The sequence below is a fragment of the Phormidesmis priestleyi BC1401 genome, from assembly GCF_001650195.1.
Lineage (GTDB): Bacteria > Cyanobacteriota > Cyanobacteriia > Leptolyngbyales > Leptolyngbyaceae > Phormidesmis_A > Phormidesmis_A priestleyi_B.
Genome location: NZ_LXYR01000087.1, coordinates 1 through 13,210, shown reverse-complemented (window position 1 = coordinate 13,210; position 13,210 = coordinate 1). Strand labels below are relative to the sequence as shown.

Annotated in this window: 15 protein-coding genes; 5 read left to right on the top strand and 10 right to left on the bottom strand. The window is 49.4% G+C overall.

From position 1 onward, the window contains the following. Nucleotides 1–1,504, bottom strand: a 1,504-nt coding sequence (locus tag A8707_RS24170; protein ID WP_197485021.1) for a DUF4158 domain-containing protein, incomplete at its 3' end; no start/stop codon positions are given. A gap of 365 nt (nucleotides 1,505–1,869) precedes the next feature. Between A8707_RS24170 and A8707_RS28640 the strand changes: the two genes are divergently transcribed. The 3 genes from A8707_RS28640 (at nucleotide 1,870) to A8707_RS24160 (ending at nucleotide 3,869) form a co-directional block, all read left to right on the top strand. Then, a complete protein-coding gene (locus A8707_RS28640) occupies nucleotides 1,870–2,088 on the top strand; it encodes a hypothetical protein (protein WP_156518848.1) in 219 nt (72 codons plus the stop codon). Between the two features lie 48 nt (nucleotides 2,089–2,136). Then, entirely contained in the window at nucleotides 2,137–3,318 is a 1,182-nt protein-coding gene (locus A8707_RS24165) for a hypothetical protein (RefSeq protein ID WP_068819753.1), read from the top strand. Nucleotides 3,319–3,560: 242 nt separating this feature from the next. Next, entirely contained in the window at nucleotides 3,561–3,869 is a 309-nt protein-coding gene (locus A8707_RS24160) for a hypothetical protein (RefSeq protein ID WP_156518847.1), read from the top strand. A 174-nt stretch (nucleotides 3,870–4,043) separates the two neighbouring features. On the opposite strand, the gene A8707_RS24155 is transcribed toward A8707_RS24160, so the two are convergent. The 3 genes from A8707_RS24155 to A8707_RS30400 form a co-directional block, all read right to left on the bottom strand. After that, a complete protein-coding gene (locus A8707_RS24155; protein ID WP_068819749.1) occupies nucleotides 4,044–4,283 on the bottom strand; it encodes a hypothetical protein in 240 nt (79 codons plus the stop codon). Between the two features lie 165 nt (nucleotides 4,284–4,448). Continuing rightward, nucleotides 4,449–4,985 (bottom strand): transposase, encoded by a 537-nt coding sequence (locus tag A8707_RS24150; protein ID WP_068819747.1) that lies wholly within the window; start codon nucleotides 4,983–4,985, stop codon nucleotides 4,449–4,451. Nucleotides 4,986–5,148: 163 nt separating this feature from the next. Continuing rightward, the gene (locus A8707_RS30400; RefSeq protein ID WP_197485019.1) at nucleotides 5,149–5,322 is read right to left on the bottom strand and encodes an IS110 family transposase; all 174 of its coding nucleotides are present in this window, start codon (nucleotides 5,320–5,322) and stop codon (nucleotides 5,149–5,151) included. Between the two features lie 1,336 nt (nucleotides 5,323–6,658). On the opposite strand from A8707_RS30400, the gene A8707_RS24135 reads away from it, so the two are divergent. Continuing rightward, nucleotides 6,659–6,964 (top strand): hypothetical protein, encoded by a 306-nt coding sequence (locus tag A8707_RS24135; RefSeq protein ID WP_068819741.1) that lies wholly within the window; start codon nucleotides 6,659–6,661, stop codon nucleotides 6,962–6,964. A gap of 820 nt (nucleotides 6,965–7,784) precedes the next feature. On the opposite strand, the gene A8707_RS24130 is transcribed toward A8707_RS24135, so the two are convergent. The 5 genes from A8707_RS24130 to A8707_RS24110 form a co-directional block, all read right to left on the bottom strand. Continuing rightward, nucleotides 7,785–8,120 carry a hypothetical protein gene (locus A8707_RS24130; RefSeq protein WP_068819739.1) on the bottom strand — a complete coding sequence of 112 codons (336 nt, stop codon included), beginning with the start codon at nucleotides 8,118–8,120 and terminating at the stop codon, nucleotides 7,785–7,787. 217 nt (nucleotides 8,121–8,337) lie between these two features. Beyond that, a complete protein-coding gene (locus tag A8707_RS24125) occupies nucleotides 8,338–8,769 on the bottom strand; it encodes an MgtC/SapB family protein (protein WP_231948444.1) in 432 nt (143 codons plus the stop codon). A gap of 371 nt (nucleotides 8,770–9,140) precedes the next feature. Next, the gene (locus A8707_RS24120; protein WP_068819735.1) at nucleotides 9,141–9,581 is read right to left on the bottom strand and encodes a hypothetical protein; all 441 of its coding nucleotides are present in this window, start codon (nucleotides 9,579–9,581) and stop codon (nucleotides 9,141–9,143) included. A gap of 106 nt (nucleotides 9,582–9,687) precedes the next feature. Next, nucleotides 9,688–10,017, bottom strand: coding sequence for a hypothetical protein (locus tag A8707_RS24115; RefSeq protein WP_156518846.1), 330 nt, complete (start codon nucleotides 10,015–10,017; stop codon nucleotides 9,688–9,690). Beyond that, the gene (locus A8707_RS24110; protein ID WP_068819732.1) at nucleotides 9,998–10,780 is read right to left on the bottom strand and encodes a COG4705 family protein; all 783 of its coding nucleotides are present in this window, start codon (nucleotides 10,778–10,780) and stop codon (nucleotides 9,998–10,000) included. The genes A8707_RS24115 and A8707_RS24110 overlap by 20 nt, the downstream gene beginning before the upstream one ends. Before the next feature lie 604 nt (nucleotides 10,781–11,384). Here A8707_RS24110 and A8707_RS24105 point away from each other — a divergent pair. Continuing rightward, entirely contained in the window at nucleotides 11,385–11,897 is a 513-nt protein-coding gene (locus A8707_RS24105) for a BON domain-containing protein (RefSeq protein WP_068819730.1), read from the top strand. A gap of 474 nt (nucleotides 11,898–12,371) precedes the next feature. Here A8707_RS24105 and A8707_RS24100 read toward each other — a convergent pair whose 3' ends face one another. Further along, nucleotides 12,372–12,749, bottom strand: coding sequence for a hypothetical protein (locus A8707_RS24100; RefSeq protein WP_068819728.1), 378 nt, complete (start codon nucleotides 12,747–12,749; stop codon nucleotides 12,372–12,374). Between the last annotated feature and the right edge of the window lie 461 nt (nucleotides 12,750–13,210).

Here is a 13,210-nt window from a genome sequence, read left to right as displayed (position 1 = left end):
CACAGTATTGCGTCAGTTGCGGTTCACACTCCTGCCACGAAAGCAGTTGCTCGCGGAAGTCCGCATAGCTCTCTGAACCCACGACACAGGCATCGCCCGTCTTCAAGTCCAGTGCCAGATAGCTGAAGACGCACACTTCTAGCGGTCGTCGTGCCAAACGCTGAGATTCTCCTGACCCATCGACGACTAACGGTCGCCAGAGATCACTGATGAAAGAGAGATCGGGGACGGCGGGTAGCCACTGACTGCGGCGATGTTCATGACCCAAGATAAACTGCACGGCTTCAACCAGAGACTGGTCTTGACTGGTGGAACGAATGTCCAGTGAGCGCACCAACTGAAACAGTTGCTTCCGGTAATGCTGATAGAAGCGCCACAGCAGCGGTCGGTAGTTGTCACTGTTGTAGGTCGCGATCTCCTCGCATTGCTCAAGCAGTTGTTTCGCACCGCCATGTCGTTCCAGAACGAGTTGCACTTGTTGCCCTAGAGCGGCTTCCGAGTCTGAATGGGAGGAAACCGTGAGGACTTCAGCAAACTGCTCCAGTAGTGTTTTAGTTTGGCTCAGGTGTGACTCGCGCAATTGCACCAGTCGCGCTTTTGCCTGGTTCCGAATCATCTGCATCCGCTTGAGAAACATCTCCACCAAGTAATCACGGGTTTGGACTTGGGCTTGATAAAGCAGGCACAGCAGCAAGGTTCGGCGTTTTTGGGGTTGATGCTGACGCAGTTCAGAACTGTCGAGGGCTTTGGCTTGCGCTGCGAAAGATTGCCGCTTGGTGCTGGGAAGTCCTGTCAACAGGCGTTGTGCATCCCCGAAGGTCATCAACTGACTAAACTTGATTTGTAACTGGGTTAAGTGAGCAAATGTCGCGCTTTTGGGAGGGGATTTGAGCAGATTGAGCGATGCCTGGATTTCTGGCGATTCACTCAGCAGTAATTGATCCAGGTAAGTCTGTTCAGTTGCCGATAGACCGTCTGAGATCTGCTGAAATAGATGGGTATTGGTGATGGAGCGGGGGTGACTGACGAGATGATCCAACGTGCTGAAGGCAGGCAGTTCGTAGCGATCTTTGATCAGCCACTCAACTGCGACATTAATCAAATCGGCAGGGTGATCCTTCGTGAGCGCTGCGTCAGCAACTTGCGCGGCTAAATCGACTTGGGCGTTCTGGTCATAGGGCTTCACATCCAAATAGCAGCGAATGGCAGATTGATAGTAACGCAGTGAGCGCAGTGAAGATAGCGTCGAAACGGAGTCTCGCAGACTCAAGCAGGTGCGTAGATGCTGGATGAGCGGGGAGGGGATAGCTGCTACTGCGGGGAAATAACCCAATCGTTGGAACGCTTTCAGCATGACTAATACGCTCAGTTGTCCCCGAGTGCTGCGGGCTTGGGATTGAGCAAATTCAACCTCAGATGAAGTTGGAGTGTACCGTTCAGCAAGCTCTTTGGGAGTTAAAGACGTTTTGAGTATGGGATAGACAGTCCGTTCCAGGCTAGTCATATTGAGCTGCTGTGAGCAAAGGAATCCTGTGAGAATAAATCCTGGCGGGTCGGTTTCGCCTAATAAATTCTCATGCTGGCTCACTGTCTTAAACCGAGACAAGTAGTCTCAGAAAAGGACTGGACTAAAGCTGGACTCAATGACAGGTTTGTAGTACGCCAGAACGTCCCAAACTCATGAGACTGAGAGAGCGGTCATCGCACTCTCAGAAAGGCTTACAATCCCGTCGCTGTCATGCAAATAGGGCAGTCTCATCACTTTGCACTCCTGCTCTGCTGGACAGAAGTCCTCAAAACTGAAACTTTCTTCAGTGATTTCTCTGAACCTCAATCCAGGTATAGCTCTTCAACCCATCTTGCACTTTTTTGCCCGTATCTCGGCTCAACCCCGTGTTCGATCAAAGACTGGAGGCAATTCAAGCTGTCACCCGCCAGTACATGGCTCTGCTCAATTCGTTGTTAATCGATTCAGAAGCCGTGCACACGTCAACACTGAACGAAGTTGCAGCAGAACGTCAGTGGTATCAAGACCAGCACTCTAAGTTAGTCGCCTTCCAGTCTCAGCTTGATGATTTTTTGGCTTAGACCTTACAACCATTCAGTTTTTGAACAATCCCCAACCACTACACAAGTATGCTTTTTCAATTTCCGGCAGCGATTCAACTAGGGCTTGATACAGGTAAGCTAGTCCAGGTTTTTTCTAAAAGCGGTGTGCCACTAGGTCTTGTACGAGATGCGGTAACAGGTCGTTTCGCAGGACAGGCGGTCGGGGTTATAGGACTAAACCCATTGACAGGATTTTCCAGCCTGCCACTTTTGCAAGCAACTACTGCGGTGATTGGGGTTGGGGTTGTAGCAACGGCTGCCCTTGCCGCCGTAAATCTCTATCAAACGCTAAAACTTCGTCAAGATGTTGCAGCTTTGCGATTAGAGGTCAAAGACGGCTTTATTAACCTCAAGCAGGCATTGCGTGACCAAGGGTTAGAGGTGATTGAGCATATCGATCGCGTCGCTGAAGACGTTGAGTTTCGCCATCACCGCACGATTCTGGCGCGAGCCTATGGGCTATTCAACCAGGCGACTATTCGTCTGCAATCGGCGCTCACAGTTCAAGATTTAGCTCGTCGGAATGCTGACATCAACTCAGTTCGCGACATGATGTTTCAAGCATTAGCAGACTACGACAACCCTCAACTACTCAATAACACAAACGCGGCTGGCTATATTCGCCGTCGTGAGTGTGTTTGGGCGATTCAACAAGCGATCGCTTTTACCTATCAACTGCAAGGCGAACCAACCAGTGTCAGCCATCGATTGACTGCACTCTGTACGACTATTCGTCAGGATTCCCTTGCGGCTGTTAACCAGATCAACTCTCAAGCCGAACTTGACTTTCTCTTCCCTGAGTTGGTTCGCATCCACGACCACGACTTGCAAGCTCTCAATCTCTGGCAAACCCAAATTGACTGGGTGCAAACACTAGATTCGGACGAAATCAGACTTTTGAATAATTCTGAACTTAATCCAGTTGACCTAAAAATGATTGAAACAGAGGCTTTGTTAGAAGTGCCTCCAGAGCAAACTCTCTATGAAGAACTTCAGTCAAAATCAAACAATGCAACTCTGTGCAATCAACTTCGACTAATGATGGCTCCCGATATGCGACTAGAGTATGCTTCTGTGATTAGTCAGCAAGCACAAAACAATGGGTTAAAAGCGCTGACTATGGATCAGTTGCAAGCTGCATCAGACTATACGATCTCTAATCTCTATCATTATTTTCAGGCTAAGCAGGAGACATCAACCTACTTTTAGCCCAACTAAGCGCAGTGGTAAGTGGCAGCACACGACTGTTAGGGGCACCATCAAACGATTGCAGATTGCGTAATGCGTGATGTCTTACGTCTGCCGATCCGTCTTCTCTTTCGCGGTGTAGCAGGGGAGAACAGCTTCGCTGCGGGGAACCCGTTCGCCGCTCTCAAACTGAACGATTCATTCATGTAACATTGAGTGCTATCATTGATATTAGATAGCAATGTTACATGAATGAAAAAGCAATGAGGCGACCTCAAGCCGAACGAAACGCAATCATCATCCGGATCGCAGACCTCCAAAATGAAGGCGATGTGTTGACCGGAGTGCGACTCGATAGGGCGGCTGCGGGGGGCACAGCATCCAACCAATCACAGACCAGCTACAAGTATGCGAGGTTGCGATCAGGGCGGGGCAAAACTCTATCGAATGGGCAGAAATCTCAATACATTCCTCTCAAGGAAATTGCAGCTACAGAAGCGGCAATCCAGCGGGGGAAAGAATTAGTCAGGCTCCAAAAAAGGCTGGAGAACCTGAGCAAGATGCTGGGCTGAGCAAGGGCGATCGCTGGTTAGTTTCGCCCTTCTAATAGTTTGGCGTGAGATTTGTAGAGCGGTCTAATGATGGTCGCTCATCTGACCCATCAAACTGACCCAACGTGGCGACCGACCCCTGACCCGCTTGACCCATAGGGCGGGTCACTATCGTTTGGTCGGTGGGTCACTGGGTCAGGGGTCGGTTAGATTTGCCAGTTGGGTGAGCAGAAAGCGAATTTCAGGACGGCTAAACCCTTTACGACGAGCGTTGTATTTTTCATAGATTTTCTCCGCTTCGACCTCGGGGTTTTCCTCCATCCACTCTGCCAACATAGCGATCGCCAACATCAAATCTTTAGCAGGTAGATTGGGCTTAGAGATGTTCGATTTTGCCTCCTCAATAGGAGCTTCTTGATGGGGTCTCAGTAGCAATGGAACCGTTCTTTGCCTTAAGGCTGTAACGCTCTCCCAGCAAGGTGTTCTCTTATCTTGTGCTCGCTCACCCTGATCCCACAGCTTCGCTAAACCATCACTTCTACTGATATCTCAATTAAGCTTGCACACCTGCTGAACTGGCAGAAGCGATTGTCTGAAAAGTCAAGCCTGTTCGACGAGATTGGGTTGCCAAGGGGTGGCACTTTTAACCATCGCGTTGAGGATGATCAAGAGCTTGTGCATACAGGCGGTCAATGCGACCTTCTTCGGCTTACCTTTCTGGCAAAGTCGCTCGTAGAACGCCTTGATCACTGGATTGCTCCGACTTGCCACCAGGGTTGCCATATACAACACCGCTCGGACTTGAGCACGTCCGCCCCAAATCACCTGCTTGCCTCGATGTTTACCACTGTCATGATTAAGCGGAGCGACTCCCACCAAGCTACTGATCTGCTTGTGACTTAAACTGCCTAACTCTGGCAGGTTCACTAGAAGCGTACTCGATGTGACTTCCCCCACACCCGGTGCGCTTCTGAGCAGATTGACCCGTTCGAGCCACAGTGGACTTTGCCGAATTGCTTGCTGAAGCTGGGCTTCTAGCTCTTCTAAGCGTTTCTCTAACCACTCCAGGTGGGCTTCGATGTCTTGTCGCACAGAACCGCGAACCGTCCCTAGGCGATTCTTCTCTGCTGTCAGCATTTCCACAATTTGGCGACGACGGGCGACTAACTCAGCCCTAAGTACAGGACAAAAAATGGAAAACGGGAGGACGAACTCTGCTAAAACGCTAGTGCAGCAAAGGTTTCAGCCGTTTTAGCTAAAAGCTATGATGGGAGGGCTTTTCAGGCTTTTTGTCCTGTACTTAGAACTCAGCCATATGCTGAGAGTCTTCATCGGCGATCGTACTCACGCTCGGTTGAATTGCTTCAGCAAAATGAGCCAGCACTGCCGCATCAAGGGCATCGGTTTTGGCTCGTTTCCCCGTCGCTTTCGCAAAGTCTCGCACTTGACGCGGATTGAGGGGTCTCAGTAGCAATGGAACCGTTCTTTGCCTTAAGAGTATTTCAGCGGCAAACTGATAATTTCTACTGATGTCTTTTGACGGCATACTACATAGGTCTGGACTAAGGCTGGACTTTTTTGCTCATGTTACACCCGTAATCTTTGCAGAAGAGAGGGGCTGAAAGCCTTGATTTTGTGAGGAACTTCTGCCAGTTCAGCAGGTATGCAAGCTTAGTTGAGATATCAGTAGAAGTGATGGTTTAGCGAAGCTGTGGGATCAGGGTGAGCGAGCACAAGCGAAGAGAATACCTTGCTGGGAGAGCGTTACAGCTTTAAGGCAAAGAACGGTTCCATTACTGATACTGTTGGCGAATTCACCAGAGGAAAATAGACAACTGCTGAAACCCAATCAGAGAAGTGGTTGTAACATTAGGGACTTTCAATACTGAATCAACGAGAGAATCAAGGTTTCAGAGCGTTTTCTTTTTCTTTTTCTTTTTCTAATTCGCCACCAGTATCCATTACTACTGAGAACCCTTAATCCTGGTTTGAAAATGTCTTGATTGCAGGTTTGACGGTTTATGATTGCAGGTCACTACAGTTAAGCCATAATTTTACGGAGGTGGTAATGCATAGTGCCTTGAAGTGTCTACGATGTTCCAGCGAGATGGAACTTGGAAATCTATCCAATCAAGATACGCCACACCTCTATATGTGGTCCATTCACGACCCCGATCTCCCTTCACCCCTTGGATTTATGTTGCTTCGGGGTGAGACTGGCAAACGAAAAAGGGCTGCCTTCGAGAGAGTTAAAAGAAGCTTGACTAAAGTACAAGCTTACCGCTGCGTCAAGTGCGGATATGTTGAGTTGAACGCCTCTCGAAATGCAGGCGACGACACCTAACCTCTTGCTCAAACGGAGCGCTAATGTTTCGCTGCTCCCTTGACAGAAGTCCCATCCCTCGAACTCTCTTGGGCAGGTTTTCTGAAACTCAATCCAGGCATAGCTTTTCAGCCCCTCTTGCACTTTTTTGCCCGTATGTCGGCGTGCAATTCGTTTCTGCCCCGCATTCTGTCGTCGCCCTTCTGCTCGACCGGCAGCTAGCCGACAAAAATCGTTATGTTTTGAGTCAAACGCTGAAAGCTTTACTTAGCAGAGCTTAAGTACCCATATGATAAACTTTCGCACGGATCTCGGCTCAATCCTAATACAAAGCCCCCAAGTCATGCCATGTGGCGAGCGGTCTTTGTTTGAGTCTTTTCGAGCCAGCCCAAAGTTCAGTAGATTTAACGACTCAATATTTGAACTTTATTCGGTGAGGGCAGTCTATCTAAAGGACAGACCTTAATACACAAGGAACTAATACACGATGCCATCCGTAACTCGCCTATCAGGTGCCTTCGCCGCCTTGACCGTTCTCGCTGGTGCTGCTGTCCTACCACAAGTTGCAGCCGCCCAAATGATGCCAGCGACCATGCACAAGACGATGTCAGCAATGCCCAATGGTAAAGAAAAGCACCCTGAACTTCAAGCTGCTTTACGCGCACTGGAACAAGCGCGCAAAGCCCTCCAAAAGGGCGCACATGACTACAGTGGTGAGCGGGTAGAAGCCCTTAAAGATACCGACAAAGCAATTGCTGAAGTGCGTCAAGCCATTACTAAAGACAGAAAGTAAGACTGCGCTTGAGCTACTCTCACTTACCATGACTTAAACGCCAGAACCCGGCAGTCATGTGACTGCCGGGTTCTGGCGTGATCAGGCGTTCTTGGTCGAGTAGAGAGGACTCCTGGAATGTTTAGGGTTGCTTTGTATTCCCCGTTGCTCTCACCTTTCGGAACACGAGAGGGGTTGAGTTAAACTCAAGCCCAGAGTGAACCGCAAAACTCACTCCAGCTGATGGTTGACGCTATTAACCTAAGACTCATGAGTCTCGCATAAGACTGATGAGTATAAATGCTTAGCTATTAAATAGAACACGCCGCACAGGCGATCGAGCGATCAGCTAGGCGGCGTAATGATTTCAGCCCGTGGCAGCGTGTTCACAAGCTCGATGGGTTTCTAGAAGATAAAACCTAATCGCGCTTTCTGTTCAATTTTTGGGAGAGTCGCCCGATTTAGTGATTCTGCTTTTATAGCTACCGCCACATAGGTTAGGACAGGGACATTTTTGGCAGCACGCGAAGCACACTACCAAAAATGTCCTAAGCAAAGTGGCGATGGCTATAAGTGACGCGATCGCGCGTTCTCCTCTCCGCGATAGTCTTTTACAACCCCCGTTTACCAAGACTATTGCAACGCTGCGTACCAGGGCAAAAAGTGCGTACTCTGCTAGTCAGTCGCTTTTAAGTAGCTCGATCGAGATTCACCCGATCATTGATTTTTTGCCGCAGGTTTACACTTCACCCGGACAACTTTTGTTCAGTCTACTTTGAGTTTGCCGTGTCCCTCCTTTGTCGTGTCGCCCGATCCAGGGGTTGGTTAAACCCAATCCTACTTAGGCTCTCCAGAACGTAATAATTAGTCCACCTAAAATAATTAAAGCGCCACCCACTAGGATCGAAATGCTAGGTTCTTGACCAAAACCAAAATAATTAATCAATTGAGCGACTAGAAAAAATAGGGTGACATAAGTCCCTAGCAGCTTGCCAAAATCCCAAGCTGGCAAGTTCACCACAACCCCATAGCCCAGTAGCGTAACACTGCCCAAGAGAATAAATTCAACTTGCTTTACCAAAGTTGGACTATGCAATCCCTTTCGGACTAAAGCATCACCTCCAGCTTCTAAACCAGCAGCGATGAACAAAATCAAAAACGCAAATCCTTGGCTCACTCAGGCTTCTCCTGTCATCACGCTCTCAATTTCCCAAACTTAACAACTAATTTGTCTCGATGTCATTTAATTTGGGCTCTTCCAAGCTTTTGGTGATCGAGGTCTTTGCACTGCCCTGAAAGGTAGAATTTGCGTTGTGTGGCTTGGCGATCTCTGCCATCTTCACCAAAAGCTTGGAAGAGCCTTAATTTGGCACTGTACAACCTGGTAATAAAGTTTAGTCGTCTCCGTTGTCTAGACGAACAAACGAGCTTTCCTCTAGCATCTTAATGAAGCCCAGGGTCATTAAGGTCATGACGGTTCCTGAGACAGCAAGTTGCCACCAGCCCCAGCCTGAGGCAATTCCTAGCGCCGCCGTTACCCACGTCGAAGCGGCAGAGGTGAGTCCTGTAACTTTGGGGTTAGAACTATTGGAACGCGACAGATGCAAGATTTCTCCGGCTCCTAAAAAGCCGACCCCAGTAGCGACTCCTTGAATCGCACGGCTAGCTGCGTCGCCCGAATGGACACTGCTGTGCAAGGGAATCAAGACAAACAGAGCAGCTCCGATGCTAATCAGCATATGAGTTCTCAACCCTGCTGGCTTGTGTCGTCGTTGGCGATTCCACCCGATCGCACCGCCCATTGTGAGGGCCAAACCTAGCCGCAACAGTATCCCAACCCAGTTATTCGAGTCGAGCGAATAAGACTCCATGTGTTTTCAATGATGTTTAAGTAGATGCCTCTAGAGTCTAAACTGTAGTTTTTGAAACAGCCAATTCAGCAACCTTCTAATTACGTCTTCCCAAAGGCATATTAGGGTCAGCCCAGAATTCGGAAAATTAAACACGTTTAGCAATTAGCCATACATGACTTAAAGAGTCGCGCAAACCATCGTTCGTGAGAGGCGGTTCGGGCTCTTTGTTTGTGTATAGCTAATTGCTAAACGTGCTATATTTCCCCTCTTCTGTGCTGACCCGATCTTGGTTTGAACCTGCGATGATTGCACGGTTGACGATTTAGGATTGCAGGTCCCTACAGCTACTGGCACCCAAAAACGGAAACTTGATACGCAGTATTTCGGTCGCCTGTAATCCGAGTATTAATCTGATAAGGTTGCCGATTTGTCAGCGTTCGGAAAGACTGGTCGTAGCGGTAAAACCGTTTTGCCTCGACCGAGCGCGACACCGCCTTCGAGGATGAACCATCGTTGTATTTGAGATTCACTTCAATCCCGTAGTGAGAATTGTTTTCAGGGGTTACTTGAGCGGTATAGCTCTTAAAACGTGTGCCAGTGGGCACAGCAAAATCAGTGTTTGCGTTGGTGTTGTTCAGAGTAATGACCTTCCGAATCGAGCGCTGATGGGTGGAAACTTCCCTCAAGGAAGTGCAGCTTCGGGTTTGCGCCTGGGCGGGTTGATGCAGCATCACGGCTGCTATACCCATAGAAAGTCCGGCTGGAATGCTGAAAACCTTTTTCATAGCTCTGCAAGACCTCGAGTTTAGGGTGGCTAGAGGCTGAAAGCAGCCTTCTCACAGAGATTAATAACACAATGCCTGGATATTTACATCTCCTATGGCGCGACAATTAGATAGACCGGACTTGCGACGGTAGATGCGGACGTACCTGTTCGAGGTGATAGAGAGACTGATCCATCCGGCTAATTTCGGCAGGCAATTCGGTGTGGGTCAGAGTCTGCTGGGCGGGTAACGCATACGCTATGGCAGTTTCGACCTTCACCGCTCCAATCACCGACACCTCTAGTCTCGTCTCCACCCGACTGGCACAGCCATTCCAATAGCGGTCACTTCCCGCCGTAGCTCTCCCACTTTTGGGGAGAAACGAGCCATCCATGACACCTAGCAGCCGACTGCTAGGGGCGGTCGCTAACTGTGTGCTATGAGCGCAAACCAACACGGGCTTTGCTATGGGTGGAATAAGCCACAAGACCAGCGATTAGCATCGCTAAGACCAGACTGATCCGTCCTGTACCAAAGCCCACACCACCAAGGTCTTGAGTTCTACCAAGCCAATCGGCGAAAGAAGCACCCAGGGGTCTAGTCAGAATATAGGCGAGCCAAAAAGCCCCAACCGCGTGGCCTCCTGAGCGCCAGTAGGCGATCACTGGTAGAGCGAACAACCCGGCAAACAGCAATCCTGACGTGAAGTAACCCAACCCCAGCGTGGAGGCTGTCATGTCGCCAGCGGCTGTGCCCAGTGCGAACGTAATCATGACCGTAACCCAGTAAAAGCACTCGCGCCGAACTGTGGTGATCTGCTGCATCGACAACGTTTTCTCGCTCCGATACCAAACGGCAAAAATCAGGCTCAGCACCACAGAAAAGCCAGCGGTTGAGCTGAGATACGAAACACCTAAGCCAACATGGATGGCATCAGCCACCATCGTGCCGAAAATCGCGACCATCGTAATGGCCAACCAGTAGACCCAGGGAAGATAGCGATGGACTGCAAACTGGATGAGTAACGCCACGGCTAAACCACCTCCCCCAAGAGCCACTGCAAAAAGCGGGTTCATCTGGTGGGCGAGGTAATCGGAAGTCGTCTCGCCCATCCCTGTCGTGAGCAATTTGATTATCCAGAATAAGACAGTCACCTCGGGCAGCTTCTTGACCAGCCTCCTACGCTGTGCCTGATCTGGGTGGTATGGTTCTGGCTTCATCTCTGAGTGGCTTTGAGTTGGGACTTTGCTCATGATAGGGCGCGTCAGCGACCACCACGTCTACTCGGTGCTTCCCATCGACAAAGCTTTAAGGAATTGTCCGTGCTTTAAGGATTTTCTGTGAAGCATTCTGAGGTTTATAGCGGTTGCTTGTGCACAGGACGGTAAGAGGGGGATCAAAGGCTCCGCCGCAAGCGGACGGAGTATGAACAGCCACTTTTTTGGTACTTCTTACGCCCCCAGGGGCAGGGAATCTACCCTTAATGGGGTTGAGTTAAACTCGACCCCACTTCCACCCAAAACAACATCACCTCACCACCAAACGCTATCGCGAACAACTGCGCCAACGCTTTCAAGATTGGCGAGAAGTTGCTGGGCTAAATTCTGCCGCATAGTCTCAGTGCATCTGACGATTCAGGAATGATCGGGCTTAATTTTGAACGTGCCCGGTTAAGTTGACAGGGTTCTCACAATGCATTCAAGTGAGATTCCCTCTTAGGAAGGACGTTTACTACAACACTTTACAGTGGACTAGAGAAGTGAGGTCAGTGACCAAAGTCAGTCTTGCCTCTACTCCAATTTCCTCGACCTAGGTGACAGAGTTATGAAAAGTTTAACTCCAGTCCTACTAACCGTCTTACTCGCTTTCGGGATGACATCCTGCACGGGGGCGGTAAAAACTGGTAATGCCGCTCCAGATTCGACAACTAGCAATCCGGGTACCCTTGACAAATCCGTTGCTCAGGAAAATCAGAACAATGCCACGAGTATAGTGCGGCGGAAACAGCTCAACTCTGATATTCGGGCACATGAACAGCGCAATAAAGTCGGTGGAGACCAGGGGCAAAGAACAGATGATGATATCAAGAGTGAAGTGCGCTCTAAGTTGCAGGCTAATCTACCTGCTGCCGCTTTAACTATCAATGCGAAAAATGGAGCAGTTACGGTTGCGGGAACAGTAGTTTATCAAAATCAACTGAACAAGATTCCAGGACTGACGAAAGAAATTCCTGGGGTGAAGAGTGTCACCGTGAATGCGACAGTTGCGTCTGCGGCCCAACCTGTTCCTCCAGCGCTTGGAACGGAAGTGCCCTTAAAGGATCAGACGGGTAAATAGGGGTTGAGCTCTGCTGAACTTTCAAGGGGGGTTGAGCCGAGATACGGGAACGCCCAGCAGCATTTGACAGAAGAAAGGGAAACTCAGATTGAATGTGAAGTATGAGAAAGGGTTGGTTCTTATACTTTCGTGTTTCGGTTTCGCGTTCCGAAAGGTGAGAGCAACGGGGAATACAAAGCAAGCCTAAACATTCCAGGAGTCCTTTCTACTCGATCGGGAACGACTGCTTTCCCAAAAAACAAATTTTAGAACGGGTCTGGAAAAGCCGCAGTTTGTCTGATTAGACCCTATTTGCAGCGATCAAAACGCTGCGTGACAAAATCTCATTACCGCCCATGCCGCGCGATCGGGTTATTCAGCCCTCCCCTAAAATCGGCTACATCTTTCAGGATCAACGACGAGAAGTGAGTCAAAAGCGAAAATAGGGGGCTGACTTCTGTAGTCAGCCCTTATTCATTTATAGGTAATCGATCGTTAGGCGGTCAGCGGTGGCGGGTTTGCGATCATCTGATCGGCGGGCAGGGTTTCCATGCTGAAACTCTTCCAATCATTTGTAACGGTCTTGAATCGTCCGCCATTGATTCCACCATTGTTGCTCCAGTCAGATGCCCAACCTGCATCTTGACTGCGCCAATAGTCAGCACCACCACTAGCGATATAGTGAGCCTGGGCGCGATCGTCCGGTTTCGTCAGATCATCTTGAACCAACCTCGCTTGAAAGACTGAGTAGACTCCTGCGATATCATTGGGGTTCATTTCGGCACGCTGACCAGACCAGAAATGGTAATTGAAGCCATTCCCAGCCGTTACGCTGATGCCGCCGCCATTGTTGGCTTCATCTTTAGTCGTCACGCCCCGACCGCCATTATTGCCAAAGTCAGAGTTAGGGGTATGAGTAGTAGCGGAGCAGAAACTCCCGTTAAGAGGCGTACCAGTTGAACCTCCTAGAATTTAGGCACCTCAAACCCTTGATACTCCGTTCTCAGTTGCTGTACCAAATAACCTAGAGACTAATTGATACGTCTCACTGAGACTGAAAAGTGCTTTTTGAAATGGCTGCCATTAAAGCATTTCAGCCTTAACGGGAGTTTCTGTTCCGTTGCTCCTCATACCCCAGAAGAAAAAGTCTGTGTTCTAGACACGGGCATTTGCGTAAAACTAAGCGTCCTCACCATCACCTGTCCCACTTACAGGCACCAGTAGAACAGGTGACTACTCTAAATATCAGAGTGGGTTGAACTGGCAAAATTTCTCCACTCCTATGCAAGAAGGGCGAAATCGAGCGCTCCCTGCGTTTTAGCCGATGCAATTCT